This is a genomic window from Cryobacterium aureum (assembly GCF_002954245.1).
Taxonomy (GTDB): Bacteria; Actinomycetota; Actinomycetes; order Actinomycetales; family Microbacteriaceae; genus Cryobacterium; species Cryobacterium aureum.
The window spans coordinates 56,767-83,537 of record NZ_PPTG01000045.1; the positions used below are offsets into that span (position 1 = coordinate 56,767).

Sequence of the window (26,771 nt, forward strand, 5' to 3'; positions counted from 1 at the left end):
TCAGACGCCGATCAGCTGCGGGTTCGGCAGGGTACTACTGGGTGCGGTGGATGCCGGTGGCCGGGCTGCCAGCATCCGCTCGAGGGCGACCCGCGCGTGATCGGCCACATCGGCAGAGACCGTGATCTGATTGAGCACCTCGCCCGGTGCCTCGCCGCCGCCGATCAGTGCTTCGAGCACCCAGGCCAGGTAACCGGCGTGGATGCGATACATGGTCGAGCAGGGGCAGATCACCGGGTCGAGGCAGAAAATCTCGTGCTCGGGGTGCTGGGCAGCCAGCCGGTTTACCAGGTTGATCTCGGTGCCGATGGCGAAGGTCGTGCCGGCCGGGGCCGCGGCGATGGCTTTGGCGATGAAGTCGGTAGAGCCGGCCGAGTCGGCGGCGTCGACGACAGCCATCGGGCATTCCGGGTGCACCAAGACCCGCACACCCGGGTGTTCGACGCGGGCGGCCTCGATCTGCGGCACGGTGAAGCGGCGGTGCACGCTGCAGAAACCGTGCCAGAGCACGACGCGTGCGGCCGCGAGCTCGTCGGCCGTGTTTCCACCGAGCGGTTTGGCCGGGTTCCACATCGGCATCGCATCGAGCGGCACGCCCATAGCCTTAGCGGTGTTGCGGCCGAGGTGCTGGTCGGGAAAGAACAGAACGCGCTGGCCGCGTTCGAAGGCCCACTCAAGCACTGCCTGGGCGTTCGACGAGGTGCAGACGATGCCGCCGTGCTCGCCGCAGAAGCCCTTGAGCGCGGCGGAGGAATTCATGTAGGTGACCGGAATCACCGGAACCCGGCCGGAGGCGTCCGCTTCGGTCCCGTACAGCTCTTCGAGCTGCTCCCAGCATTCGGTGACCGAGTCGATGTCGGCCATGTCGGCCATCGAGCAGCCAGCGGCCAAGTTCGGCAGGATCACGGCCTGGTCTGGCCCGGAGAGCAGGTCGGCAGTTTCGGCCATGAAGTGCACGCCGCAGAACACGATCGCGGCCGCGTCGGGGCGGCTCTGCGTGGCCTGGGCGAGCTGAAAGCTGTCGCCGACGAAATCGGCGTGGCGCAGCACTTCGTCGCGCTGGTAGAAGTGGCCGAGAATCACGACCGAGTCACCGAGGACGTTCTTGGCCTCGACGATGCGGGCGCTGAGTTCTTCGGGCGAGGCGGTGCGGTAGCGCTCGGGCAGCGCTCCCTGACGCGGAGATCCGGCCGGAATCACGTCGCCCATCGACGAACCCGGCCCGTAGCCGGGCGTGCCGGCGTCGAATTCCCACGGCGCGGTCGCCAGGTCGGGGCTGCACGTGCTGCCGGCGGCATTGCCGGTGCCGATGAGACGAATGGTGGTCTCGACCGAGGGAATAGTCATGGTCGTGCTCCTTGAGAATAAAGAGGGGTGAGGGGATTTAGCGGGTCGGTCCCGGTGGGTCGTGTTCGCTGGCCCGATCGTCGTAGCGGTACAGTCGCGCCGGCCGATGCCGGGCACCGGCCACATGTTGATCGGTGCTGATCAGGGTGCCGCTCGACTCCATCGACCGCCGAAAATTGGCCGGGTCGAGCGCCTTTTGCAGCACGGCCTCGTGCACCTCGCGCAGCTGGGCCAGGGTGAACGTGTCACCGAGAAAGGCATGGGCGATTCGCGCGTATTCCACCTTGGTGCGGAGCCGCCAGAGCGCGTATTCCACGATGCGGTTGTGGTCAAAAGCCAGTGGCGGCAGTTGATCGGCCGCAAACCAACGCACGTTTTCCCCAACGGATGCCCGCTCCGCGACCTCCGAACGCACCAGCGCCCAGTACACGACGGAGACGACGCGAAGCCCGGGGGAGCGGTCGATGTCACCGAAGGTATAGAGCTGTTCCAGATAGCGCGGGGACAGGTCTGTGGTCTCGCGCAGAGTGCGGCCGGCGGCGGCGGCGAGCTCTTCGTCGGCCGGCAGCCATCCGCCGGGCAGCGCCCACAGGTCTCGGTGCGGGTCGCGGGTGCGCCGCACCAGAGGCAGCCAGAGTGTCTTCAGGCCTGACTCGTCGTCGGGGCGCAGCGCGAAGATAACCGTGGAAACCGCGAGGGTCGCCTGCACGCTGCCGCGCTCGAGTGGGCTCTGCTCGGTCAGGTGGTGCTCCAGCACGGGGGTCCAGTCGTAAAGGTCGGTGTGACTTTAACTGCTGGGTCCATCATATAGTCAAATTGACTCAAACACAGGAATGTTTCAGAGTCAGGCTCCGCGGGCGGCCGCGGCGGCCTCGCGGGCACCGGATCGACTGATGCCCATGCCGGTTACGCCCCACAGAGTAACCCGGGCCATCGCCTCGATAGCGATGCGCGGGCTCATCTTCGACGATCCGCGTACCCGCTCGACGAAGGTGATCGGTACCTCGACGACGTGCAGGTTCGCGCGCACGGCGTGCAGCAGCATTTCGATTTGAAAGCAGTAGCCGAGGCTGTCGACACTGGAGAGGTCCATGCGCTCGAGTGCCCTGGCCGAGTAGACGCGGTAGCCGCCGGTGGCGTCGCGCTGCGGCAGCCGCAGCAGCAGCCGGGAATACCAGGAGCCGCCGCGGGAGAGTGCTCGCCGGTGCCAGGGCCAATTCTCGATGGCCCCTCCGGGTACCCAGCGTGAGCCCATCACCACATCGGCCGTGGCTGCGGCATCGAGCAGGGTGCCCAGCTGCTCCGGCAGGTGGGAGCCATCGGCGTCGAGCTGCACCAACCGGGTGTAGCCGCGGCCGAGGCCCCAGCCGAAGCCGTCGAGGTACGCCGCGCCGAGGCCGGTCTTCTCGGTGCGGTGCAGCACGTGAACACTGGAATCCCGCACCGCGATCGCGTCGGCGAGGGCGCCGGTGCCGTCGGGAGAAGCGTCATCGACGACCAAAATGTGTACCTCGGGCACACTGGAGCGCAGCCGACCCACGATCGAGGCAATGTTTTCGGCCTCGTTGTAGGTCGGCACGAGTACCAGCGTGGTGGAGTTGGTGGGCACGACGTTACCTCGTCATTTCGATGATGCGAGTGCGGTTGACCACTGTCGTGTCGGCGACGCGGAAACCCTGGATTTGAAGCGTGTGGACATCCGTTTCTTTCCGTGAATCTGCACTCCCCGAGTATTGCAGCAGCCACACCGTGTTGAGGTTCGCCACGGTCGGCAGAACGTCGGTCAGCGGTGCGACCTCGTCCCACAGCCACGTTGTGTCAGCGTACGAGCGGGTCAGGGTCACGTCGCGCAGGCCGGCGAAGGCGTTGGGGTAGAGATGCATGGCCAACCGGGGCAGGCGTGACGGGCGCACGCTCTGGTCGAAGACGACGCCATCGCCTGGTGCCGCCCGGGCGGCGATGATGGCGGCTGCCTGGCGCCAATCGCTACCCTCGTTCTTGCCGTAGTCACCGCGTTGCACCGCATAGGCGGGCACAATGACGGCCACGAGCGCGACCATGACCGCGGCTCGGAGCCAGTTGTTGGCCAGTGCCGCCACGCCAACGGCGATCACAATGCCCACCGCCGGGGTGCACAGCGAGAGGTAACGCAGCGAATACATCGGCGTGACCAGCTGAGTGCCGACGAGCAGAATCGCGCTCGGCACCAGCATCCAGGCCAGAAAAATCGTCAGTTCCGCGCGGCCCGGCCGGCCGGCCGGCCGTTGTGCGCCGGGGCGCCGCAGGAATACCGTTATCACGGCCACGATAATGAGCGACCAGGCCATGATCGCCACCGGAATGGTGTCGAACCACTGCATGACGGCCGCTTCGCTCACGCTGACAAGCGGTCGTCGGCCGATGAAGGCGATTTGTTCCCGCTGCGCCGAGCCAGCCAGGACCATCGGGGCGGCCAGCAGCAGCCCGAGCGCGCTCGCGCCCACCCAGATGACGAGGCTGCGCCACAGCGGATGCCGGCCGTTCAGCAGGAGAACCGCCACCGCGTGTACTGGTAGCAGCAGCGCCAAAAACAGGAAGACGTAGATGCCGAGTGCGAGCAACAGGGAATAGGCGCCCCAGAGCAAGATCTGTCGGCGTGGACTATGGTTGCCGCTGCGCAGTGCCAGCACGAGGAGCACGGTCAGCCAGACTCCGATGGCCGTTGCGATGGCGGTGGATCGCGCTTCCGAGCCCATATAGGTCACTCGCGGAATGATCATAAAGACCAGTCCGCCGGCGATGGCAACCCGCGACCCCATGAAGAATCGCGCCAGAACAACCGTTCCCGCCGCCGCGACACCGATCGCGATCGCGCTCGGCAGCCGGGTGGCCAGCTCGGATGCGCCGAACAGGTCGATCCAGCCGTGCAGAAACAGGTAGTAGAGGCCGTGCACGGCATCGACGTTCTCGAGCATGCCAAACAGCGAGGGGAGCGATCGTTCGGCCGACATGACGCTGGCCGCCTCATCGCCCCAATACGACGGTTGCCAGGACCACGCGAATGACACCAAAAAGGCCACGAGGCCCACGAGGCCGGCCGACCAGCCGGGGGAGCGCCGCTGCCACAGGCGTCGTCCGGCTACCGGAGATGCCACGAGATGCGGTGCGAGAACGGAGGTCACCCCATGAACCTACCCAGCAAATGTTAACGGGAGCCTTCGAAAACCCCCGAGTTGCCTGCGAAGACCAATCCTTTCGCCGGTCGGCACCGGTATCGGCACTGTGATCGGGCGGCCAGCTAGGCTTTCGCCATGACTCAAGGCACCGCACCGCACGAATTCAGCACGCACAAATCCGCCACAGATGAATCCAATGCGGTCGGCGTGGCCGTTGCCCAATTCGCCCCGGGATCCGATCGGGCGCTCAATCTCGCCACCATGCGGCAGCTGGCTGCGACGGCCGCCGCGCGCGGCGCCCAGCTTGTCGTTTTTCCCGAGTACTCGGCATTTTTTGAACCGAAACTCGGGCCGTCGTTTGTGGCGGCCGCCGAACCGCTGGATGGAGAATTCGTGACCGCGCTGGCCGAGCTCGCCGCCGAGCTCGGCATCCACATTGTGGCCGGCATGCTCGAAACGACCGCAGACCCGGCCCGATTCTCGAACACGCTCGTCGCTGTCGATCAGACCGGGCGTCTCGTGGCGACCTACCGCAAGCTGCACCTGTACGACGCTTTCGGCGACCGTGAATCGGAGTGGGTGCTCCCCGGCACCGTGACCGACCCCGAAACCTTCGACGTCGGCGGCCTGCGAGTGGGACTGCAGACCTGCTACGACATCCGCTTTCCCGAGGTCACTCGTCGGCTCGTCGACGCCGGAGTCACGGTCGTGCTCGTGCCGTCAGAGTGGGTGCGCGGCCCGCTCAAGGAACAGCACTGGCGTACCCTGCTGACGGCCAGGGCTCTGGAGAACACCGTTTTTGTGGCGGCTGCTGATCACACCCCGCCGATCGGCGTTGGCACCAGTCTGATCATTGATCCGATGGGCGTTGCGTTGGCCACCCTCGGCGAGGCAGCGGATGTCACCGTCGCGTTTCTCCCACCGGCCCGCGTCACCGCCGTACGCACGATCAATCCGGCCCTGGCGCTCCGCCGCTTCGCCGTCGTGCCGCGCTGACCGCACGGCACTCGCTTAGCGTTCAGTGACGCTGGCCTTGGTCGCCCGGGTCTGCGCTGCCGCTCGAATGCCGATGGCCGGTTCTACTCGGGGGATCGCATTGGCGTCAACGGCCGCGCCTTCTTCCGCGGTCACCACGAGCCCCTGCGAGCTGTTCGCCGAGCGGGTGAGCTGGGCGACCCAGTTCGGGTTGATGGTGGGGGCGTGCCCGCCGGCAAACTTGAAATAGAGCGGAATCGCCGGGTGTAGCCAGGCAGAGCTACGGCCATCGCCGACGACGGCGGCATCACGCCAGGAAAACAGAAAACTTTCTCCCCGGCGCAGTTTTTGAATGATCACGAGCTGGAGGTGCGCCAGCATACGATCTTCGAATTCCACGACGACACGGTCGTACGTGAGAGAACCCATGATTGCCACTTCCATTTCGCTGCGATCGGTTACGCTCACGAAGAGCCCGGCGCCGGAACGAATGAAAGCGAAATATGCACTTTGGCGTGGAACCGGGAACTGCTTCCTACTGTCCTCCGTTTGGGGGGCAAATACAAGATTTTTAGAAAGTGCCCAGCTGACTCGGAGTCGACACAATCGGTAGTGGAACCGCAAATTCGAGTCGGAGCAGTACCTCGAGCGGGCGCTCGATTTGGCCGAAATGCCCGGTGCCGGCAATCGTGCTGATTACGCACTGCGGCACGACCTTAAGGAGCTGCCGGTCGTCCTGGGCCGTGACGAACACGTCCCGGTCGCCGTGCACCGAACGTACAGGGCAGCTGATCCGCGCCCAGCGCGCTGCGGCGTCATAGGCGCCCGCGCGGGTCGCTGCCAGCACGAAACCGGCCGGCCGCACCTCGGTGCCGAGGGCGGCGATCACGGTGGCATCGACGGCCTGACCGTACCGAAACAGCGGAGCCACCAGGGTTCGCAGTAGGTCGAGGCGCGTGAGCGCCCGCACCAGGCCACGGCCGAGCTGGCCGGTGAGCTGCAGCATCCGCATGGTCTGGAACAGCGCCGAGAAGGCGGGCAGAACCGAGAACCGGCGAACCGGGTGACGAACGCTGTCCTGGATCGAAAACGAGGTGGCCGAGACCAGACCGACGGATGCCGTGGCGCGCGTTTCGCTCGCCGCCAGCGCCAGCGCGATGAACCCGCCCATGGAGTGACCCACAACATTCCAGCGCTCGTAGCCGAGGGAGCGCGCCAGATCGGCGACCAGCTCGGCCATCGACTCGACGCCCTGCAGTGCACGGTCGGTCGGAAGGGGCGAGTCGCCCCACCCCGGCAGGTCGGGAATGATGAGATCGGTCAGGTCACGAGCGGTCGCATCGGCGGCCTGCAACAGGGGCGTCCAGGTGGTCCACGACCCGGCAGCGCCGTGCAGCAGAATGGTCGCGGTGGTGCTCGCGGTACGGCGCCCGTGCCGCACCATGACCGTGCCGCCCTTGAGTCGCATGGAACTCGTGGTCAGGCCGAAGTGGCGGGCATCGGCGTCGAGCGCGAATGGGCTGTAGCCCAGAACGGTGGCCGGGGGTGCGGGTTTCGGCCGGGTAGGGGCCTGGGGGCCGGGACGCGGGCCGGGCTTCGGTGAGTCCAGAGCGCCGAGCGGTGCCACGGCGTGGTTTCGGATCGCTGGTCGGGACATCAAGATGCTCATGGTGGTAGTTCGGTGCCGCAGACAAACCGGATTGCCCACCCGGCCATCCAGCCAATTGACAGGCAGGAATATCGCGCGGCTTGGGCCCGTTGCCGCCTACGGGTACCCAGGATCTACCTGGTGCCCCCCAACGAACGTGATTGTGAAAGAAGTGCCCGTGAATCTCTTTTCTCCGCTGATCCTCGGCGACCTTGAACTCCCCAACCGTCTCGTCATGGCGCCGCTGACCCGCATCCGCTCCGGCCAGACCGGCGTTCCCGGTGAACTCATTGCCCGGTACTACACGCAGCGGGCCTCTCTCGGCCTGATCGTGAGTGAGGGCACCTACCCGAGCCACGCCGGCCAGGGTTTTCCCGGCCAGCCCGGGCTCGTTGAGCCAGAGCAACTCGCCGGCTGGAAGGCCGTGACCGACTCGGTGCACGCCGCCGGCGGTCGCATCGTCGCCCAGGTCATGCACGCCGGACGCGTCACCCATGAGGCGACGACCGGCGGCTTCCCGGTCGTCGGCCCGAGCGCGATCGCTATCAACGGAACGACGCGCACCTACGACGGCAAACAGGCCTACCCGGTGCCGCACGCGCTGAGCGAAGGCGAACTGCCCGGCATCATCGCCGAGTTCGTGCTCGCCTCGCGGAATGCCATCGCGGCCGGATTCGATGGCGTAGAGCTGCACGCCGCCAACGGCTACCTGCTGCACGAGTTCCTCTCGCCCGCCTCCAACGTGCGCGATGACGCCTTCGGCGGCTCGCCGGAGAATCGCGCCCGCTTCGTCATCGACGTCGTGGCCGCCGTTGCCGACGCGATCGGCGCCGACCGAGTCGGCCTCCGTATCTCGCCGGAACACAACATCCAGGATGCGCTCGAAACGGATGCCGACGACGTCACCGCCACCTATGGTGCCCTCGTCGACGGGCTGGCCCCGCTCGAATTGGCCTACCTCAGCGTGCTGCATGCCGACCCCCGCGGCGAGTTCGTGCAGAACCTGCGTACCCGTTTCGGTGGCGTCTTCCTGGTCAACAGCGGATTCGGTGCCATCACCGCGCGCGACGAAGCCCTCGCCCTCGTACGTGACGACATCGCCGACGCCGTCGTGGTCGGTCGCGCCGCCATTGCGAACCCCGACCTGGTGCGTCGCTGGCGTGACGACCTCCCGGTGAACGAGCCCAACCCGCTCACCTATTACGCCGACGGTGCCGAGGGCTACACGGACTATCCCGCTCTAGCTTCTTAAGTACCCGCGAGCACGCGAAAAGTGTCCGTTTGACTCCGTCATCCGGACATTTTTTGTGCCCTCGCGCTTCAACGTTGGGATAAAGCAGCGAGCTGGGCCGACGCCTGCTCCAGGACTTCCACCTTCTTGCAGCAGGCGAACCGCACCAGCGGTGCGTATTCCGTGCGGTGGGCGGGGGAACAGAACGCCTGGATCGGCACCGCGACCACGCCGGCCAGCTCTGGGAGTCGTCGGCAGAGCTCGGCGCCGTCCGTGAAGCCGAGCTGGGTGGCATCCGCCACGATGAAGTACGAACCCTGCGGCACGCTGATCGCGAAGCCGGCCGCGCGCAGTCCGGTGGCGAGCACATCCCTTTTCGTTTTCATCGCGTCGGCGATGTGCGCAAAATACGAGTCCGGCAGGTCGAGCCCGACGGCGATGGCCGGCTGGAACGGTGCCGCATTGACGTAGGTGAGAAACTGTTTGACCGCGAGAATCGCCGTGACGATGGCGGCCGGCGCACTCAGCCAGCCCACCTTCCAGCCGGTGAGGCTGAACGTCTTGCCGCCCGAGGAGATGGTGACCGTGCGTTCCCAGGCTCCCGGCAGGGTGGCGATGGGAATGTGCGGCGCGCCAAAGGTCAGGTGTTCGTAGACCTCGTCGGTGACGATAATGGCATCGTGCTGGTGCGCGAGCTCCACGATCAGCTCGAGCGTTTCGCGGGGAAACACTGCGCCGGTGGGATTGTGCGGATCGTTGACGATGATCAACCGGGTGCGGTCGGTGACGGCGGCCCGCAGCGCGTCGAGGTCGGGCTGAAAATCGGGGGCACGCAACGGCACGGTTCGATGGATGCCGCCGCCCAAGCCGATCAGACCGCCATAAGCGTCGTAAAACGGCTCAAAGGTGACGACCTCGTCTCCGGGCTCGATCAGCGCCAGAATCGTCGCGGCGAGAGCCTCTGTTGCTCCGGCAGTGACCAGGATTTCGCTGCCCGCATCCAGCGTGAGACCGTAGAACCGCTGCTGATGCCGGGCGATCGCCTCGAGTAAGACCGGCTGGCCCCGGCCCGGCGGGTACTGGTTCGTCCCGTCACTGATCGCCTGGCGGGCCGCCTCGACCACCACGGCCGGCCCATCTTCATCGGGAAAGCCTTGCCCAAGGTTGATCGCCCCGGTGCGCGCTGCCAGAGCGCTCATCTCGGCGAAGATACTCGCCGCCACGCTGCCGTCTGCGGCGAGCAGTCCGGCCCCGCTGGCTGCGCGTTGCCAGGCGCCGGAAATGGTCATGGCTGGTACTGCCCGTGAGGAGTGCTGCATGGTTCCCAAACTATCGCCTCGGCAACGTCTCGGCTTGATCATTGAATGCTCTCAGTGTGTACATATCGAACGTTCAGGTTTGGGCGCAAAGCTGGCAACGCTTGGAAGGAGCACCCGATGACTGACAACACCAATGATTCCGGCACCACCCCCGACAGGTCCGATGATGCCGCCGCTTTTGCCGTGAATGATTCCGGTGAGGCTACCCCGCCCACCGCACCACCGACGGTGCCACCCACCGATGCTCCGGCCGCGCCCTCGGCCCCGATCCCGCCGGCCAACGCCGTGCCCGCTGTACCGGTCGTTGTAGCACCGAGCCAGCCGGCAGCATCCGTTTCACCGGAGCCCGCTGACGACATCCCAGCTGAAAGCCATCCCGCTGCCAACCCAACGGACGCCTACCCCACGAATTCTTACCCGACGGATGCCTTCGGCCGCCCGATCGGGACCCCAACAGCGTCGTCCTCCGCCTATGCCCCTAGCGGCGCCCCCCAGGCCTATGCGACCGCAGATTCCTACCCGACGGATGCTTATCCCAGCCAGCCCTTTGCCTCCAATAAGACCAAGGAACCCGGTCGCCGCAGGGGCAGCGTCGCACTGATCGCCGCCCTCGCCATTGGTGCGCTGGTCGGCGGATCGTCCGGCGCCGGCATCACCGCCCTCATGATGAACGGCCAGAACAACGGTGTCCCGGTCAGCCAGGCCTCCGGCCCGAGCAACGTTGTGGTGAATAACACCAAGAGCGTCAATCAGATCACCGCCGTCGCGGCCAAGGCTTCACCGAGTGTCGTTACCATCGACGTTTCCAGCAGCTCAGCGGGCGGAACCGGTTCCGGCGTCATTCTCACCGACGACGGCTACGTGCTCACCAACACCCACGTGGTCACCCTCGACGGCGCAGCCTCCGATGTGAAAATCGAGGTCAAGAGTAACGACGGCAAGCTCTATTCCGCGACCATGGTCGGCACCGACCCCATCTCCGACCTCGCCGTGATCAAACTGACCGACGCGAGCGGACTCACCCCGATTACCTGGGGCGATTCCTCCGAGCTCAATGTCGGTGACAGCGCCATCGCCATCGGCGCCCCGCTCGGTCTCTCCGGAACGGTCACCGACGGCATTGTCAGCGCCCTGAACCGCAGTATCACCGTCGCTAGCTCGGCCGCCCCGACCTCGCCCGACACCACAACGCCCGACGAAGGCCAAAGCCAGAACCCGTTCTTCTTCGACTTTCCGGGCCAGGATGGCACCCAATCGCAGGGCTCGCAGGCCGCCACCGCCAGCATTGCGCTCCCGGTGATTCAAACGGATGCCGCCATCAACCCTGGCAACTCCGGCGGCGCACTGCTCAACGGCAGCGGTGAACTGATCGGCATCAACGTGGCCATCGCCAGCGCCGGCAGCACCACCTCGTCGTCGGCGGCCGGCAGCATCGGCGTCGGGTTCTCTATCCCGTCGAACTTCGCCAAGCGCATCTCCGACGAGATCATCGCCAACGGAACGGCCACCCACGGCCTGCTCGGTGCGAGCGTCAAGGACGCCTCCAGTTCTACCAGCAGCACCGTCGGGGCGCTGATCAGCGAGGTCACCTCGGGTGGCGCCGCAGCCAAGGCCGGTCTCGCCGCCGACGATGTCATCACCAACTTCAACGGTGTGCCGATCACGGACTCGATCGACCTCACCGCCCAGGTGCGGGTGCTCCCGGCCGGCGGCAGCGCCGATCTCACCTACGTGCGGGACGGCAAGTCGATCACCGTCTCGGTCACGGTCGGTGAGCTCTCCAGCTAACCGCTCCATACTGTTCCTTCCCACAATCGCGTCGCCGGCTGGTCCGGCGGCGCGATGTGTTTGTCAGTACGTGCGTTCGCCGCGCGGCGCGTGGCAAATTCAGGGGCTGGTAGGCTCGATCGTCCTACCCAATAACCGGAAAGCTGGCCAGCCAGGTGCACCAACGTGGTACGGGTTTTCTTCCCGGGGTGTCGTATGTGATGCCCGTTCTCAACGAGGCGACGCACGTGCGAGCCGCCGTCGAAAGCCTGCTCGCTCAGGACTACCAGGGGGCGTTCGAGGTCACCCTGGCCCTCGGACCGAGCATCGACGGCACGACCGAACTGGTCGAAGAAATGGCCGCCGTGGACGCGCGAATCCGCGTGGTACCCAACGACGTCGGGTCGACTCCGGCGGGCCTGAATATCGCCATCCGCGCCTCCCAATACGCGGTGGTCATCCGCGTCGACGCGCACTCCGTGCTGCCGCCGGACTACGCCCGCATCGCCGTCGAGACGCTCGAGCGCACCGGCGCCGACAACGTCGGCGGCATTATGGATGCTCGCGGCATCAGCGCATTCGAGCGCGCAGTGGCCCGGGCCTACGGCACTCGTATTGGCCTTGGCGGCACGCCGCATCACGTTGGCGGTGCTGAAGGCGCCGCCGAAACCGTGTACCTCGGTTGCTTTCGCACCGAGAGCATCCTGAACGTCGGCCTGTTCGACGAGGGTGTCAAGCGTGGCCAGGACTGGGACTTGAACCGTCGTCTCCGGGAAGCCGGCGGCACGGTCTGGTTCACCCCGAAACTGCGCGTACTCTATCGGCCGCGGCCGACCGTGGCCCAGCTGGCCCGGCAGATGCTCTCGACCGGGCTCTGGCGCGGTGAGCTGGCGCGGCGGTATCCGGCGGCCAACGGCATCCGCTATTTCGTGCCGCCGGCCATGGTACTCACAGTGGCCCTCGGTCTGCTCCTTGGCATCGTCGGGGTCGTGCAGGCCACCCTCGGCGCGGCGCCGTGGCTGCTGCTGGGCCTGATCGTTCCCGCCGGGTACCTGCTCATCGTGGTCGCCGCGACGCTCGCAGTGGCCCGGCCGGACGGATTTCGTACGTCCCTCAATTTTCTCGTAGTCTTGCCCTGCATTCACTTCTGCTGGGGGATCGGGTTCGTGCTCGGCTACCTGAAACTGACCAGCAATATCACGGCACACACGGGAAGGTGAGCAGATGACTAGTTCGCCGAATATCGCCCGCGACCCCACGGCCAGGCCGGAGTCGATCGCGCAGTTGCGCGCTGTCGCCCAGCCGCCCGAGGTACGCCTGCGCGCCAACGCCGAGCACTGGACGGCGAGCCTGTACCTGCGCGACCTGTCGCCGTACCTCACGTGGATGCTGCTGAAGACCCGCATCTCCGCCAACGGTGTGACCGCGCTGATGATCCTGGCGGGCTGGTCGACCGCTGCGGCCCTATTGATCCCCGGAATCTGGGGGGCGGTACTCGCTCTCGCGCTCAGTCAGGTGCAGATGCTCATCGACTGCTGCGACGGAGAGGTCGCCAGGTGGCGCGGTACCTCCTCGCCGGCCGGGGTGTTCCTCGACAAGGTCGGGCACTACTCCACCGAGTCGCTCATTCCCATCGCGCTCGGCATTCGGGCGGCTGCCTACCCGTTCGAGTCGCCAGATGACTATCTGTGGACCAGCCTCGCGCTGCTGCTCGCCCTGATCATCGTGCTGAACAAGGCGCTCAACGACATGGTGCACGTCGCCCGTGCCAATGCCGGCTTGACGAAGCTCGCCGATACCCAGGGTGAGAAGACACCGACCTCGAGCCTGATCGCCCGAGTGCGTCGGCTCGCCCGTTTTGTGCCTTTTCACCGGCTCTACCACTCGGTCGAACTGACCATGGTGATCTTCGCTGCGGCAGTGATCGGGCTGTTCGCCGGGCAGCCGACGGTCGACCGGGCCGTGCTCGTCGTTCTTGTTCCCCTCGCTTTCCTGTCGCTCATCGGGCATTTCGTGGCCATCATGGCGTCCAAGCGTGTCCGTTCCTAGCGAGGCCGCAGAGCGGCCGACGGTCGGGGTGGTGGTGCTCACCCAGGGCACGCGTCCTCGCGACCTCGATCGGGGCATCCGCTCGGTGCTGGCTCAGCATTCAGTGACGCTCGACGTGGTCTGTGTCGGCAACGGCTGGCAGCCGACCGACCTGCCGGCCGGCGTGCACACGCTCGGTCTGCCCACCAACCTCGGCATTCCGGCCGGCCGCAACCGCGGGGTGTCGCGTGTCACCGGCGAGTACCTGTTTTTTCTCGACGACGATGCGAGCATTCCCGACCCGAATTTTCTGATCGAGGCGATCGGCAAACTGCGCGCTGACCCGACGATCGGGCTGCTGCAGCCGCGGGTCGAAGACCCGGCGGGAATCGAATCGCCGCGTCGGTGGATTCCCCGCATACGCAAGGGTGAGGCGTCTACGCCCGGACCGGTGTTCTCGGTCTGGGAGGGGGCTGTGCTGTTGCCGCGCACGGTTTTCGACGCGACCGGCGGTTGGGCCGAACCGTTTTTCTACGCCCACGAAGGGATCGAACTGGCCTGGCGGGTCTGGGACCAGGGCCGGGTCGCTTGGTATGCCGGCGACCTGGTCGCCAACCACCCGGTGATTCTGCCGACCCGCCATGCCGACTACTACCGGTTGAACGCCCGCAACCGGGTCTGGCTGGCCCGACGCAATCTGCCGGTCCTGTTGGTGCCACTGTACGTGGGCTCGTGGACGGCAATTCAGGTGCTGCGCTGGTCGCTGAGCAATCGGCCGGCGTTGCGCGCCTGGTTCGGCGGCTGGCGTGAAGGGTGGCGCGGCGATCCGGGGCCGCGGCATCCGCTGCGAGCCCGCACGGTCTGGCGGATGACCCGCGCCGGACGCCCGCCGATCATCTAACGGAAGGTAGTCTTATTCGGTGGTAATTCGGAAAGACGTCAGGCGTGCAGTCAAACTGGTCAGGGACGTTGTGGCCTCCCGCAAGGCCCAACACAGGCTGCGCGGTCCGCTGAAAGCGCGGGAACTACGCGAAGATAATCACTTCAAGATCGCCGTCTACTTTGCCGATGGGCCGGTCAATCTGTACCAGATGCGGCAGTGGTATCAGCCGCTCGCCACACTCGCCAAGACCTGGCCGGTGCTCGTGCTCAGCCGTACCGGCGGCGGCACCCTCAAACTCATGGATGAGTCGCCGGTTCCGGTTGCCTACGCGCGCACGGTTCCGCAGCTCGAGCAGATCGTGGCCGAGCAGGACATTCGCATCGTGTTCTACGTCAACCAGAACCCGCGCAACTTTCAGATGATGCGCTACGGGCGCTGCTGGCACGTTTTCATCAACCACGGTGAGAGCGACAAAATGTACATGATCACCAACCAGTTCAAGGCCTACGACTATTCGTTTGTCGCAGGGGACGCCGCCCTCGCCCGGCTGGACCGGGTGCTCTGGGACTATGACTTCGACAAGCGCGCCATCAAGATCGGGCGCCCTCAGGCCGACTACTTCAGTGGTGAGCTGCCTTACACGCCCGATGAACGCCAGGTCGTGCTCTACGCCCCCACCTGGGAGGGCGACCGGGCCGCTGCCGCCTATGGCTCCGTCGCAACCCACGGGGTCGCCCTGGTTACCGCGCTGCTCGCCACCGGCACCCACCGGGTAATCTACCGACCGCACCCGCGCAGCGGCGTCGTCGACCATGCCTACGGAACGGCCAACAAGACCATCATCGCCGCTCTTGCGGCGGCCAACGCCCGCGATTCGCGCGCCCAGCACGTCTACGACGCGGGCCCCGACCTCGGCTGGCAACTGGCCGCAGCGGATGTCGCCATCGTCGACATCTCCGCCATGGTCTACGACCGACTCGCCACCGGTAAGCCGCTCATCATCACCCGACCGGTGAACCCGACGGCCGTGATCGACACGAGCGGGTATCTCTCGGACTGCGAGTGGTTGCCCGCCGAGAACGCCGCCGACATCGTGGCTTTCGTCGCACGCCTCACGCACGATGAGGCCGTGGTGGAACGCCTGCAGGGCTGGGTGCAGCATTACTTCGGCGACACCACGCCGGGCGTCGCGACGGAGCGACTGCACGCGGCCGTTGCGCACCTGATGGACGAGTGGGACCGGTTCGCGGCCGTGCACGACGCTGACATCGCGATTGTGCCTGATCCCGCGACGGTTCTTCCGGATGAGTTATAGCGCCTGGTCCTGAACTGGCGTTGGCGCGGATTTGGTCGGCAGGAGCTTGCGTCGGCGCGGGTCACGCACAGTTTTCTCACGCACAGTTTTTTCACGCACAGTGATCTCACGCACCCGGGGCTCCAGATCCGGCTGAAAACCGACCGGTGCCGGGCCGAAGGCGAGGCGGGACGCGTGCATGACCTTGCTGCCGAGAATGTGGTTGCCCGCACCGCCGATCACGGCTCCGATGCCAAACGGCAGGGCCTTGCCGAGCAGGCTGGCACTGCCGCGGGTCGCGAACTGGCGCAGAAATGCGCTCTTGAGTCTGTCGGTGAGCGGGCCGAGAATTGCGCGGGGCAGACTGTTCGTTATGAGCTCACCCCAGTAGGTGTTTCGGGCGGTTCCCGAGCCGGTCGCCTGGCCCGCGAGCTGCCGCACCAAGTCGCTGCCTTCACGGCCGAGCATCATGGTCATGACCAGGGCGCGAGCGCGGTCAGGGTCTTCCACCGCGATGCCGTGTACCTCGCTCACCGACTGGGTGAACAGCGCCGTCGCCTCGAGGAAGCCAGCGGTCTCCACGCCTGACAAAGCGAGGGTGATGCCGGTTCCGACGCCGGGAATGACCGCGGTGGCACCCACTGCGGCACCCCCGGTCGTCACGGCCGCGAGGTAGCGCTTTTCCAGGATGCGCACGATCTGCTCGGGGGAGGCGTGGGGATTCCGCCGTCTTATGCTGCGAATATGGGCGAGCACTACGGGCCGGTGAACGGCCAACACCCGATCAAAGCCCTTGACGAACCCGGTCGGCAGCGCGCCGCCCTGCGGAGTGCCGCCGGTCGATGACAGCATCGGTATGCTCTTCCTGGCCATTGCTCGCCCTTCTCGGTTGCGTCTCGTCGAGTGTACGTGGTGCACCGGCGCGCACGCCGGGACGCGCGGGCGGGTGCCGGAGTACAAATACTATCTTTCGCCAAATGTCCACCCGCTAGTCAAGAATCCTCTGTGCCGCTACAACTGAGGAATGCTTGAGCCTAAATCAGAAGCCTCCCGACTGCTCGGCCTTCGCCTGCGGGAGCGCCGCCTGGCGCTCGGGTTCAATCAGGAGTCCGTCGCTCTGCTCGCCGGACTCAATGTCTCGAATTACGCGCGCATCGACCGGGGCCACGGGAACCCGACGATGTACACGCTCATTCGGCTGGCGGCCGTGCTGCAACTCGAATTGAGTGAGCTGGTAACCGGTCTCGCCGTTGGGCAGCTACCGCCGACTCGCGACTCCTACATTGCCATCGACTTTCGTCGTTCCCAGGAAGCTCTGGCGAGTCGGCGGCTGGGCTAGGGTCAGGCTGCCGGTTTGACGCCATAGTCGGTGTTGTAACGTGCGAGCACGTCGGTGATCGGCCCGTCGAGCACCAGGTCTCCCTTGTCGAGGTAGAGACCGCGGGTGCAAAATCGCCGCAGATCGCGCTCATTGTGCGAGACGATGAACAGGGTGCGACCACCGGCGAGAAGTTCTTCGATGCGGCGATAGCACTTCTCCCGAAAAGCCTTGTCGCCCACCGCCAAAACCTCGTCGACCAGTAGAATGGGCTCTTCGAGCCGAGAGATCACCGCAAAGGCGATTCGCACCTTCATCCCGCTCGACAGGTGTTTGTAGGGCGTGTCGATGAAGTCGGCGATCTCGGCGAATTCAATGATCTCGTCGAAGCGTTCGGTGATCTGCCTGCGCGTCATGCCGTGCAGGCCCGCGGTCAGATAGACGTTGTCGCGCACGCTGAGGTCGTCGACGAACCCGCCCGTGATCTCGATCAGCGGCGCCACACCCTCGGTCACGTGCACCGTTCCCTGGTCGGGCAGCACGACTCCGGTGACGAGTTTGAGCAGGGTGGACTTGCCCTGCCCGTTACGCCCGACGACACCGATGGCTTCGCCCGGTTGCACGCTGAAGGTCACGTGCTGCAGGGCCCAGAATTCGCCCGGTCGGCTGCGGCGTTTGCTGGCGCCGAAGAGATCCTTGAAATTGCGACGCCCGCGCCGATTCCTGCGAAAGCGGATGCCGACATCCTGTAGCGAGATCACCGGCGTTGTCGAAGCGGATGCTTTCCCCTGGGCCACTAGATCTCCTTCAGAACGGCGCGTTCGGTGCGGCGGAAGACCAGCAGTCCGAGCCCGAGAAAGAGGAGGGACAGACCTGCGCTGATCGCGATCGCGAACCAGTCGAGTTGCTCCGGAAAGAATGCCGCCCGATACAGGCTGAAAATGCCGCTCAGTGGGTTGAAAGCAGCCCAGAAATGCAGCTCCGGTGGCAGGTCTGCGGTGCCGTAGATGATGGGGGAGGCGTAGAACAGAAAGCGCAGAATGAGTTTGACGGCCCGCTCCAGGTCGCGGAAGAACACCACGAGCGGGGCGACCAGCAGACCGACACCCGCGGTCAGGGCGGCCTGAATCAGAATGGCGAGAGGAAAGAACAGCGCGTCGGCGTTCAGCTCGGCGCCGTAGAGAATCGCAAACAGGGCGAGCACCGGAATCGACGCGAGAAACTCGATGCCCTTGGAGAGCACCAGGCGGTTCACCCAGATAGTGCGGGGGATTCGGGTGGAACGAATGAGCTTTGCCTCGCGCAGAAAAGCGCGGGTGCAGTCCGAGACGGCGCCGTTGAACCACATCCAGGGCAGCAGGGCGGCCAGCAGGAACACGATATAGGGGTCGTTGCCGACGTTTTTGTTAAATACCTGGGTGAAGACGAACCAGTAGATGCCGGCCATCACGAGCGGATCGAGGATGGACCAGAAGTAGCCGAGCACCGAGGTGGAGTAACGCACACGCAGGTCGCGCTCGGTCAGCAACCACAGCGAATGCCGATACCGGGCGATCGGTGTGCGCTGTTCGGGGCGCACCTGGGCGTAACTACTCACGCGGTCTATCGTATGGGAGCCTGACTTGGTCCCTTGCCAGCCGGCCCTTTCTGGTCTCTTGCTCACACGCCCTCAAACGCTGGTCGTTAATCCCGCATTCGCGTAGATTGAAACTCTGCGCACAACGTCGATGCGTGATTGTCGACACCGGACCCGCACACGAGCAAGGGAGTCAATATGGCCTACAACGTCGCTCAGAAACTGATCGCCTCGCACTTGGTAGTGGGGGAGATGGTTCCCGGCACCGAAATCGGCCTGCGAATCGACCAGACCTTGACCCAGGATGCGACCGGTACCCTGGTCATGCTCGAACTGGAGGCACTCGGTCTCGACTATGCCCGCACGGAAGTGTCCGTGCAATACGTGGACCACAACCTGCTACAGGCCGACAGCAAGAATGCCGAAGACCACGACTTTCTGCGATCCGCCTGCCAACGCTTCGGTATCTGGTTCTCCAAAGCCGGTAACGGGGTGTCGCACCCGACGCACATGCAGCGCTTCGGCATTCCGGGCAAGACCATGGTCGGCTCGGACAGCCACACCCCGGCGGCCGGATCGCTCGGCATGCTCGCCATCGGCGTCGGCGGCACCGAAGTAGCGCTCGCCATCGCCGGCGAACCGCTCTACATTCGCATGCCCCAAATTTGGGGCGTACGCCTGACCGGGCAGCTGCCGCCGTGGACGAGCGCCAAGGACGTCATTCTCGAAATGCTCCGTCGCCACGGTGTGAAGGGCGGCGTCAACCGCATCGTCGAGTATTACGGACCGGGGCTGGCCACCCTGACCGCCATGGATCGGCACGTGATCGCGAACATGGGTGCCGAACTCGGCGCGACCTCGACAGTGTTCCCCGCCGATGACCAGGTGCGCACATTCTTACGCGCCGAGGCGCGCGAGGACGACTTCGTGGAATTACTCGCCGATGCTGATGCGACCTACGACGTGACCGAGGAGATAGACCTGGCCTCGATCGTTCCTCTGATCGCCCTGCCCAGTTCGCCGGGCAACGTCGTTCCGGTCAGTGAAGTCGCTGGCCGACCGGTCGAGCAAGTGGTGATCGGGTCATCCGCTAACCCAGGTCTGCGAGATTTCGCGATCGTCGCGGCGATCACCAAGGGGCGGCAGTCGTTCCCCGGGCTATCCCTCGACGTCAACCCAAGCTCCCGCCAGATTTTGCAGGACTTGACCAAGATGGGCGCCACCCTCGATCTCATCGGGGCCGGTGCGCGGTTGCACCAGTCTGGCTGCATGGGGTGCATCGGAATGGGACAGGCCCCCGCCAACGGCAGCATCAGCCTGCGCACCATGCCGCGCAATTTCCCAGGCCGCTCGGGCACGCAAGAAGACTCGGTTTACCTCTGCTCCCCAGAGACCGGGGCTGCAGCCGCGCTAACCGGAAAAATCACCGACCCGAGAGATCTCGCTGACCTGTTTAACATGGATTATCCCGCGATCACCCTGCCGGAGTTCTCCAGCGTCAACCTGACTATGCTCGAGGCGCCGCTGCCCGCTGCAGAATCGCTCACCGTCGCGCTCGTCAAGGGCGAAAACATTTCGTCGCTGCCCGTCTTCGGTCCGCTCGCCGAACGCATCGAGGCTCCCGTTGCCCTGATTGTCGGCGATAATATTTCAACGGATGAGATTCTTCCGGCCGGCGCGCGCGTCTTGCCGTTTCGCAGCAACGTTCCCAAGCTCGCCGAATTCACCTTTGATCAGGTCGACCCTACCTACCCAACCCGCGCCGCACTCACCCGAGACACGACCGGTCACATGATCGTCGCTGGGGCGAACTACGGGCAAGGGTCTTCTCGCGAGCACGCAGCGATCACCCCGCGATTCCTCGGGCTGCGGGTTGTGCTGGCGGTGTCGTTTGCGCGCATCCACTGGCAGAATTTGGCGAACTTCGGCGCGCTCGCGCTGCAATTCACGGATGCCGCCGATCACGACCGCATTGGCCAGGGAGACGTGCTGGTGCTCGACGGTATTCGCGAGGCGCTCACCAACGGCACCGAGATTATCGTTCGCAACACCACCCGCGATGAGACTTATTCCGTGCGGCACGAGCTTTCGACCCGCCAGATTGAGATGCTCCTGGTCGGCGGCCTCATTCCGTGGCTGCGTGCCCGGCACGCGCAGGGCGAGCCCGCGATCGGCACGACCGAGTAGCAGCGAGAGGCAGAACGCGGTCGGCGCGGGTCTGCCCCGTTTGGTTCATTCGGCGCTGCCGACGACGTAGCGGTAGTACTCGACGCCCTCATCGAAGAAGTCCGGCCCATTCGACGTACCGACGTGATCGATCACGAACTCATCGCGGGCGGGCGGGGCGATATTTTCGATGCGGCGTCCCTCGTGCACATCGATGTATTGCGCTTCGTTCAGATCGATTGCGCCAACCAAGGCTGACTCAAAATTGATTCGCCTGGCCGCTTCTTGCCAGCCGGCGACAACGCGCAGTGGCAGCGCCTCCGCAGCGTCGCCACTGCCGTAGCCGAGGGCCAACCAGTTCTGATCGGTCAGCTCGATGCGATCGGTCAGTGCCTGCTGCAGGCCAGCGGCGAGCCAGGCCGGAAGGGCAAAGCGGTGTAGAGATTGCCGAGGTCGCGCATGGCTTCGGAGCCCAGCCTGAGCTTGTCTTCGACTAGCGTGTCCCAGAGCGGGGTTTTGCGTAGCTGGTTGCGTACCTTGCGGGCCAGGGGAAAAACGTCGCCGGTGTTTTCGGCGAGATCGGCGCCGTTACCGTGAAACGGTGATGGCGCGAGCAGCTCCTCGAGGAGCAGATCGGCATCGACACCGGCGTCGGCAGCGAGTGCGCGCAACTGGTCATGGCCGTCGTCATCATGAGCCAGAGCGAACAGGTAGGCCATGACCCACCCGGTCGTCGGCATCTGGTGGTACGGGCGGTGCATGAAAACCGCGTCGATGTCGTGAAAATAGTCGAGGCTTCGGCCGGGGCGTTTCTCCAGCATGGCCGTCATGGCGTGGTGGATGGCACCGATGTAGCAGCTGGTGGAACAGTGCCCGTTGAACATGGGCAGATCCTGCACCTGTCCGTCATCGCGCGCCGGCTGATTGCGAAAACGGGCAAACGGCTTGCGAAAATCGGCCACGCGGTAGTCGGAGTCGCTGCCGGCTGCGGCGAGGTCCACTTCGAGCAGGCGCGCGTCGCTCTCCAGCAGCATCGCGACCGCGCCGGCACCCTGCGTGGGCTCTGCACTGCCGCCGCGCGCGTACTCCGCAATATCGGCGCACACCACGATGGCCTGGCGACCGCGGCCATCCGTTGCCAAATAGCGCAGCGCAGCTTTCACGCCGTAGACGCCGCCCAGGCAGGCCTGTTTGAATTCGGGCACTTCGCAGTCCCGAGCCAACTGAGGCAGGCCAGCCGCGGCCAGGGCCTCATTGACCATGCCCTTGACGATGACCGCGCCGGCGGAATTGTCGGTGCTCGACTCGGTGCCGAGCGCGAGCAGCCCAACCTGGGACGGGTCGATGTCGTAGTCCCGAATCAGGCGCCACACCGCATTGGCGGCAAAGGTGTACACGCTCTGCGCGGGGGCACGCATGCGAAAACTTCGGCCGACCACCGAGCGGAATTTCTCCCACGGCTGGTCATTCCAGGCACACCACGCTTCGAGCTGCACGCGATAGGGCGGGAGATAGAGGGAAAAACCACTTATTCCAGGAGCCAACTGTGTCTACTTAACTTTTCAGGTGCTTGCTTGACCGCACCGGGTCGTGAACACACCGTCGTTTTAGTCGGTGAAGCTGCGAGTAGTCCGGCGCCGGCTGGTTCGGCCGGATGCCGTCGGGGCTCCCGGCTAAAATAGAGGCAGAACCGATCGGAGTAGCCCTGTGTCACAGACCCTCGAGGCCGGCGCTACGGCGCGCGCCCGCGCACATAGCAATATCGCGCTGGTCAAATATTGGGGCAAGAACAATGTCGTTCTCAATACCCCCGCGGTCGGATCGATCTCCGTCACCCTCGATGCCCTCTTCACCGATACCCGGGTGACCTTTCGTTCGGGTCTCGCTGCCGATGAATTCTGGCTGAGCGGATGCCGGCAGGAGGCCACCAAGGTCGCCCGCGTTCTCGATCTGGTGCGTCAGGCCCGAGGAACGCACTTGTTCGCCGTCGTGGAGTCCGCGAACAATTTTCCGACCGGAGCCGGGCTGGCCTCGTCGGCATCTGGTTTCGCCGCTCTCGCCGTCGCTGCCAGTGGCGCTGCCGGGCTCACGCTCACCGACCGGCAACTGTCGATTCTGGCCAGGCACGGCTCCGGTTCGGCGGCCCGTTCCATCTTCGGGGGCTACGCCCAGATGCACGCCGGCAGCGCCGCTGACGGCTCGGATTCCTACGCCGTGCAGCTGCTGACCGGCGCGGACTGGCCGCTCTCCGTGGTTGTCGCCATTACCGAGCTGGGTGCGAAAACGATCACCTCCACCGTCGGAATGGGGGCTAGCGCTGCCAGTTCACCGTTCTACCCGGCCTGGCTGGCGACGGCCCCCGGTGATCTCGCTGATATGCGGGCCGCGATCGCCGCCCGCGACTTCGTGCGGCTGGGCGAACTCACCGAGTACAACTGCCTCAAGCTACACGCCCTGATGCTGACCACTCGGCCGGCGCTGATCTATTGGAACGCCGCGACGGTCGCGGCGATGCACGCCGTTCGGGATCTGCGCGCGTCCGGCGTGCCGGCCTATTTCACCATCGACGCCGGGCCGCAGCTGAAGGTGCTCTGCCTACCCGGGGATGTGCCCCTGGTTCAGGAGGCGCTGTCGAACGTTGCCGGAGTGCACGAGGTACGCCCGAGTGCTCTCGGCCCGAGCGCCTACAGGTTGGAATGACGTGGCATCCTTTTCGTCGTCGGCACCCGGAAAATTGTTTCTGCTTGGGGAGTATGCCGTCTTGCACGGGGCGCCGGCGCTGCTGGCAGCCGTCGATCGTCGGGTGACCGTTACCGTCACACCTGCCGGGTCGTGGCGGCTGCACGCCCCCAGCGTGGGCATCCAGCATCTCGACCTCGATGAGGAAGGTCGCCTTCCCGCCACCCTCGACGCGCATACCCGTTCGACCCTGCGCCTGTTCGACGCGGTGCGTGTGGCGGTGCGGGCGGGTACAGCCGGCTCTGGCCCGTTTGAGATCAGCATGGACAGCTCGTCATTCGTGCGCGATGGCCATAAATTGGGGCTCGGATCAAGCGCCGCGGTGGCCAGCGCGCTCACTGCGGCCCTGGCAGAAGCCTCCGGGCTTCACCTCGATCGGGAGGCGCTGTTCACTCTGGCCAATTCGGCCCATCGGGCCGCGCAACACGGCACGGGCAGTGGCGGGGATGTCGCCGCGAGCGTGTACGGCGGTCTGCTCTCCTACACCGTCGAGACGCCGCCCGTGCAGATGCAGTGGCCCAGCGACCTCAGCGTTGTGGCCGTGGTTACCGGTGCTGGCTCGGCGACGACCGATCTGGTCGGTCGGGTCAACGATTTTGCCGTGCAGAATCCGGCGCAGCACGACCAGGACCTGGCGCGCCTGATCCGCCTCGCCCACTCGGCGTGCTCAGCGCTCGCCGACCGCGACGGTTTTCTGCGCCTGGTCGATGACTACTTCAGGGCGCTGGCCCTGCTCGACGCCCACGCCCAGGCCGGCATCGTGACCGAGCGCCACCTTGAGCTACGCGCGGTGGCCGAGCGTGCTGGCGGCGTGTTCAAGACCTCCGGCGCCGGCGGCGGCGACGTCGGGCTCGCCTTCAGCGCGAGCGGCGCGCCCGCCGAACGCCTCGAACGTGCGCTGGCCGACGCCGGGGCATCCGTTGTGCCATTTGAATTCGGCGCGCCAGGGGCCCGGTCATGACCGGCTCCCGCATCGCGAAGTTCTATCAGCTGTCGGTGCAGAAACGACTGGATTTGTTGCACAAACGCGGCGCGTTGAACGATGCCGACTATGCCATGTTGCAGCCGGGTACCGGGCTGCTCGACGCCGAAACCGCTGACCGACTGACCGAAAACGTGATCGGCGTGTTTTCCCTGCCAATGGGGCTCGGGCTCAATTTTCAGATCAACGGTCGCGACTACCTGATTCCCATGGTGGTGGAGGAACCGTCCATCGTGGCGGCGGTCAGTTCCACCGCACTTCTGGTGCGCCAAAACGGCGGTTTTACCAGCACGGCCGATGAGCCGCTACTAATCGGCCAGGTGCAGGTCGTTGACGTCGCCGACCCGGCGTTGGCGCGTCTAGCTCTGCTCGCGCAGACGGAACAAATTCTGCGGCTCGCCAACAGCGGCCACGCGAAGATGGTCGCCCGCGGCGGCGGCGCGCGCGGTGTCGAGGTGTATTCGCGGGGAGCGACGGCGCAGAACGGTGAGCTGCTGGTCGTGCACCTGCTGGTCGATACCCGCGATGCGATGGGGGCGAATCTCGTCAACTCAATGTGCGAGAGCATTGCGCCCCTGGTCGAGCAAATCAGCACGGGGCGGGTGTTCCTGCGCATTCTCTCGAACCTGACTGATCGTGCCCTCGTGCGTGCCCGCGCGGTCATCCCGCAGGCAGCGCTGGCCACCGGGGAGTACTCCGGTGACCGCGTTCGTGACGGCATCATTCTGGCTGCCGAATTCGCCGAGCTGGATCCCTACCGGGCTACCACCCACAACAAGGGCATCATGAACGTCATCGACGCCGTCGCGACCGGCAACGACTGGCGAGCCATCGAAGCGGCTGCCCACGCCTATGCCGCTCGCGGTGAACACTACGCGCCGTTGTCGACCTGGCGGGCGAACTCGGCTGGTGACCTGGTCGGCGAGCTGACGATGCCGCTCAAGGTGGGCACGGTCGGCGGGCAGGTGGAATCAAACCCGGCCGTGCAAATCGCCCACAGCATCCTGAGAATCGGGTCGGCGCGCGAACTGGCCGAGGTCATGGCGGCGGCGGGGCTGGCCCAAAACCTGGCGGCGCTCAAAGCGCTCTCCACCACGGGAATCCAACACGGGCACATGCGCTTGCACGCCCGGGCGGTCGCGGTGGCCGCCGGCACCAGCCCGGCGCGCTTCGATGAGGTTGTGGAGCAGCTCGTCGTCGGCGGCGAGATTAAGGTGTGGAAGGCGCGGCAAATTCTGGCAGACCTTGAAGCCCCGCCGCTGGCCGCCAGCGCCCCCGCCGCCGCAGTAACAGCCATGCCCCCCACGCGTGCACCGCAGGGTGCGGGCGGGCACGTCGGTTACGGCAAGATCATCCTGCTCGGGGAACACTCAGTGGTGTACGGTCGGCGGGCCATCGCCGCGCCCATCGGCCTCACGGTGCGCGCCGAGGTCGGGCGCGGCGAGCCGGGGCAGGCGCCGATCATCACCGACTGGGACGCGGATGGTTCGGTGCAGGAACCGATCAGCGCCGACGTCTCACACCGGGTCGCCACGTTGATCGCCGCACGTCTGGGTTTGCCGCAATCCGGCGTGCGGGTCGACGTGTTTTCTGAGCTGCCGCGAGCGAGCGGTCTAGGGGCGTCGGCCGCGTTCGCCGTCGCTCTCATCCGGGCGACCGCCGAGTGCTTCTCCATTCGGCTCAGCGACGAGCAAGTGTCGAGTTTGGCATTTGAGTGCGAAAAGATTGTGCACGGCACACCGTCCGGCATCGACAACACCGTTGCCACGTTCGGCCGTCCGATTCTTTTTCAAAAAACGGATGCTCCGAGTGGTCACGAAATCCGCGACATCGTCACACCGAATCCGATCCCGATTGTGATCGGTCTCACCGGTGTGCACGCCCTGACCGCGCACACGGTGGCCGCCGTGCGCGCGGCGTGGCGGCAGCGCCCCGCGCGTTACGATGCGATCTTCGATCAGATCGACTCTCTGGTCGGGGAGGGGGCCGACGCCCTGCGCCGGGGCGACACTGTCGAACTGGGCGAGCTGATGAACATCAACCAGGGCCTGCTCAATGCCCTGCAAGTCTCGAGTCCCGAGCTCGAGCAGATGGTCGCCATCGCCCGCCGGGCCGGTGCCCTCGGTGCCAAGCTGACCGGCGGAGGCGGCGGCGGCGCGATGATCGCCGTGGCTGGGTCCGCTGGCGCTGAACCGATCCGTGCCGCCTTGCGCGGGGCCGGTTACACCACCTACCTGACCGAGATTCGGTAGATAGTTGGTGACGGTTATTTGCTGTCGCTGTTAAATTAGGACATGCTTACGTCATGTTAATAGCCCACCGCCAGGCGGAGTCAACATGCGT

General features: G+C 65.6%; 24 protein-coding genes. 12 read left to right on the forward strand and 12 right to left on the reverse strand.

The features are described from left to right. The 4 genes from nadA to CJ028_RS15685 form a co-directional block, all read right to left on the reverse strand. Positions 1-1,347, reverse strand: a complete 1,347-nt coding sequence (gene nadA, locus CJ028_RS15670) for a quinolinate synthase NadA (protein ID WP_105036152.1) — start codon at positions 1,345-1,347, stop codon at positions 1-3. Positions 1,348-1,384: 37 nt separating this feature from the next. Beyond that, on the reverse strand, positions 1,385-2,104 hold the full coding sequence (locus tag CJ028_RS15675) for an NUDIX hydrolase (protein WP_240607346.1): 720 nt from the start codon (positions 2,102-2,104) through the stop codon (positions 1,385-1,387). A gap of 87 nt (positions 2,105-2,191) precedes the next feature. Beyond that, entirely contained in the window at positions 2,192-2,956 is a 765-nt protein-coding gene (locus CJ028_RS15680) for a polyprenol monophosphomannose synthase (protein ID WP_105036153.1), read from the reverse strand. A 4-nt stretch (positions 2,957-2,960) separates the two neighbouring features. Then, a complete protein-coding gene (locus CJ028_RS15685; RefSeq protein WP_105036154.1) occupies positions 2,961-4,508 on the reverse strand; it encodes a glycosyltransferase family 39 protein in 1,548 nt (515 codons plus the stop codon). Positions 4,509-4,637: 129 nt separating this feature from the next. Here CJ028_RS15685 and CJ028_RS15690 point away from each other — a divergent pair, with 129 nt between their 5' ends. Beyond that, a complete protein-coding gene (locus CJ028_RS15690; protein ID WP_105036155.1) occupies positions 4,638-5,498 on the forward strand; it encodes a carbon-nitrogen hydrolase family protein in 861 nt (286 codons plus the stop codon). Between the two features lie 15 nt (positions 5,499-5,513). Here CJ028_RS15690 and CJ028_RS15695 read toward each other — a convergent pair whose 3' ends face one another. Next, positions 5,514-5,906, reverse strand: a complete 393-nt coding sequence (locus CJ028_RS15695; RefSeq protein ID WP_240607347.1) for a DUF7882 family protein — start codon at positions 5,904-5,906, stop codon at positions 5,514-5,516. 142 nt (positions 5,907-6,048) lie between these two features. Next, positions 6,049-7,146: an alpha/beta fold hydrolase gene (locus CJ028_RS15700; protein WP_105036156.1), complete on the reverse strand. Its 1,098-nt coding sequence runs from the start codon at positions 7,144-7,146 to the stop codon at positions 6,049-6,051. Positions 7,147-7,303: 157 nt separating this feature from the next. On the opposite strand from CJ028_RS15700, the gene CJ028_RS15705 reads away from it, so the two are divergent. Further along, positions 7,304-8,377: an alkene reductase gene (locus tag CJ028_RS15705; RefSeq protein WP_105036157.1), complete on the forward strand. Its 1,074-nt coding sequence runs from the start codon at positions 7,304-7,306 to the stop codon at positions 8,375-8,377. A 68-nt stretch (positions 8,378-8,445) separates the two neighbouring features. Here CJ028_RS15705 and CJ028_RS15710 read toward each other — a convergent pair whose 3' ends face one another. After that, positions 8,446-9,645: an aminotransferase class I/II-fold pyridoxal phosphate-dependent enzyme gene (locus CJ028_RS15710; protein ID WP_105036158.1), complete on the reverse strand. Its 1,200-nt coding sequence runs from the start codon at positions 9,643-9,645 to the stop codon at positions 8,446-8,448. Positions 9,646-9,792: 147 nt separating this feature from the next. Between CJ028_RS15710 and CJ028_RS15715 the strand changes: the two genes are divergently transcribed. From CJ028_RS15715 to CJ028_RS15735, 5 genes are all read left to right on the forward strand, one after another. After that, a complete protein-coding gene (locus CJ028_RS15715; protein WP_105036159.1) occupies positions 9,793-11,463 on the forward strand; it encodes a S1C family serine protease in 1,671 nt (556 codons plus the stop codon). A gap of 143 nt (positions 11,464-11,606) precedes the next feature. Further along, entirely contained in the window at positions 11,607-12,662 is a 1,056-nt protein-coding gene (locus CJ028_RS15720) for a glycosyltransferase family 2 protein (RefSeq protein WP_439099053.1), read from the forward strand. Between the two features lie 4 nt (positions 12,663-12,666). After that, positions 12,667-13,491, forward strand: a complete 825-nt coding sequence (locus CJ028_RS15725) for a CDP-alcohol phosphatidyltransferase family protein (RefSeq protein ID WP_105036161.1) — start codon at positions 12,667-12,669, stop codon at positions 13,489-13,491. Next, positions 13,478-14,371, forward strand: a complete 894-nt coding sequence (locus tag CJ028_RS15730) for a glycosyltransferase family 2 protein (RefSeq protein ID WP_105036162.1) — start codon at positions 13,478-13,480, stop codon at positions 14,369-14,371. The genes CJ028_RS15725 and CJ028_RS15730 overlap by 14 nt, the downstream gene beginning before the upstream one ends. A gap of 19 nt (positions 14,372-14,390) precedes the next feature. Then, a complete protein-coding gene (locus tag CJ028_RS15735; protein WP_105036163.1) occupies positions 14,391-15,668 on the forward strand; it encodes a CDP-glycerol glycerophosphotransferase family protein in 1,278 nt (425 codons plus the stop codon). On the opposite strand, the gene CJ028_RS15740 is transcribed toward CJ028_RS15735, so the two are convergent. Further along, positions 15,663-16,520, reverse strand: a complete 858-nt coding sequence (locus tag CJ028_RS15740; RefSeq protein WP_439099051.1) for a hypothetical protein — start codon at positions 16,518-16,520, stop codon at positions 15,663-15,665. The two genes, CJ028_RS15735 and CJ028_RS15740, sit on opposite strands and share 6 nt — an antisense overlap. A gap of 151 nt (positions 16,521-16,671) precedes the next feature. On the opposite strand from CJ028_RS15740, the gene CJ028_RS15745 reads away from it, so the two are divergent. Continuing rightward, the gene (locus CJ028_RS15745) at positions 16,672-16,986 is read left to right on the forward strand and encodes a helix-turn-helix domain-containing protein (protein ID WP_105036164.1); all 315 of its coding nucleotides are present in this window, start codon (positions 16,672-16,674) and stop codon (positions 16,984-16,986) included. A gap of 2 nt (positions 16,987-16,988) precedes the next feature. Here CJ028_RS15745 and CJ028_RS15750 read toward each other — a convergent pair whose 3' ends face one another. Both CJ028_RS15750 and CJ028_RS15755 read right to left on the reverse strand, forming a co-directional pair. Then, positions 16,989-17,762 carry an ABC transporter ATP-binding protein gene (locus CJ028_RS15750; protein ID WP_105036165.1) on the reverse strand — a complete coding sequence of 258 codons (774 nt, stop codon included), beginning with the start codon at positions 17,760-17,762 and terminating at the stop codon, positions 16,989-16,991. Further along, positions 17,762-18,562 (reverse strand): ABC transporter permease, encoded by an 801-nt coding sequence (locus tag CJ028_RS15755; protein WP_240607349.1) that lies wholly within the window; start codon positions 18,560-18,562, stop codon positions 17,762-17,764. Before CJ028_RS15755 ends, CJ028_RS15750 begins: the two co-directional genes overlap by 1 nt. 177 nt (positions 18,563-18,739) lie before the next feature. Between CJ028_RS15755 and CJ028_RS15760 the strand changes: the two genes are divergently transcribed. Continuing rightward, complete coding sequence (locus CJ028_RS15760; RefSeq protein ID WP_105036167.1) at positions 18,740-20,728, forward strand: aconitate hydratase; 1,989 nt, start codon at positions 18,740-18,742, stop codon at positions 20,726-20,728. Positions 20,729-20,773: 45 nt separating this feature from the next. Here the strand turns inward: CJ028_RS15760 and CJ028_RS15765 are convergent, their stop codons facing one another. Beyond that, positions 20,774-21,061 (reverse strand): hypothetical protein, encoded by a 288-nt coding sequence (locus CJ028_RS15765; RefSeq protein WP_105036168.1) that lies wholly within the window; start codon positions 21,059-21,061, stop codon positions 20,774-20,776. Positions 21,062-21,093: 32 nt separating this feature from the next. After that, the gene (locus CJ028_RS15770) at positions 21,094-22,251 is read right to left on the reverse strand and encodes a hydroxymethylglutaryl-CoA synthase family protein (protein ID WP_105036169.1); all 1,158 of its coding nucleotides are present in this window, start codon (positions 22,249-22,251) and stop codon (positions 21,094-21,096) included. Between the two features lie 163 nt (positions 22,252-22,414). On the opposite strand from CJ028_RS15770, the gene mvaD reads away from it, so the two are divergent. The 3 genes from mvaD to CJ028_RS15785 are packed head-to-tail and all read left to right on the forward strand — an operon-like array spanning position 22,415 to position 26,680. Continuing rightward, on the forward strand, positions 22,415-23,407 hold the full coding sequence (gene mvaD / locus CJ028_RS15775; RefSeq protein WP_105036170.1) for a diphosphomevalonate decarboxylase: 993 nt from the start codon (positions 22,415-22,417) through the stop codon (positions 23,405-23,407). Between the two features lies 1 nt (position 23,408). Continuing rightward, complete coding sequence (locus CJ028_RS15780) at positions 23,409-24,407, forward strand: mevalonate kinase family protein (protein ID WP_161499006.1); 999 nt, start codon at positions 23,409-23,411, stop codon at positions 24,405-24,407. Then, the gene (locus CJ028_RS15785) at positions 24,404-26,680 is read left to right on the forward strand and encodes a hydroxymethylglutaryl-CoA reductase, degradative (RefSeq protein ID WP_105036172.1); all 2,277 of its coding nucleotides are present in this window, start codon (positions 24,404-24,406) and stop codon (positions 26,678-26,680) included. Before CJ028_RS15780 ends, CJ028_RS15785 begins: the two co-directional genes overlap by 4 nt. Positions 26,681-26,771 lie beyond the last annotated feature (91 nt).

What these genes read in the sequence shown, in the direction of transcription:
- CJ028_RS15760 (WP_105036167.1), top strand. Translation starts at nt 18,740, where the DNA reads ATGGCCTACAACGTCGCTCAGAAACTGATCGCCTCGCACTTGGTAGTG.
- CJ028_RS15690 (WP_105036155.1), top strand. Translation starts at nt 4,638, where the DNA reads ATGACTCAAGGCACCGCACCGCACGAATTCAGCACGCACAAATCCGCC.
- CJ028_RS15715 (WP_105036159.1), top strand. Translation starts at nt 9,793, where the DNA reads ATGACTGACAACACCAATGATTCCGGCACCACCCCCGACAGGTCCGAT.
- CJ028_RS15695 (WP_240607347.1), bottom strand. Translation starts at nt 5,906, where the DNA reads ATGGGTTCTCTCACGTACGACCGTGTCGTCGTGGAATTCGAAGATCGT.
- CJ028_RS15725 (WP_105036161.1), top strand. Translation starts at nt 12,667, where the DNA reads ATGACTAGTTCGCCGAATATCGCCCGCGACCCCACGGCCAGGCCGGAG.
- CJ028_RS15710 (WP_105036158.1), bottom strand. Translation starts at nt 9,645, where the DNA reads ATGACCATTTCCGGCGCCTGGCAACGCGCAGCCAGCGGGGCCGGACTG.
- CJ028_RS15740 (WP_439099051.1), bottom strand. Translation starts at nt 16,520, where the DNA reads ATGGCCAGGAAGAGCATACCGATGCTGTCATCGACCGGCGGCACTCCG.
- nadA (WP_105036152.1), bottom strand. Translation starts at nt 1,347, where the DNA reads ATGACTATTCCCTCGGTCGAGACCACCATTCGTCTCATCGGCACCGGC.
- CJ028_RS15785 (WP_105036172.1), top strand. Translation starts at nt 24,404, where the DNA reads ATGACCGGCTCCCGCATCGCGAAGTTCTATCAGCTGTCGGTGCAGAAA.
- CJ028_RS15745 (WP_105036164.1), top strand. Translation starts at nt 16,672, where the DNA reads ATGCTTGAGCCTAAATCAGAAGCCTCCCGACTGCTCGGCCTTCGCCTG.
- CJ028_RS15700 (WP_105036156.1), bottom strand. Translation starts at nt 7,146, where the DNA reads ATGAGCATCTTGATGTCCCGACCAGCGATCCGAAACCACGCCGTGGCA.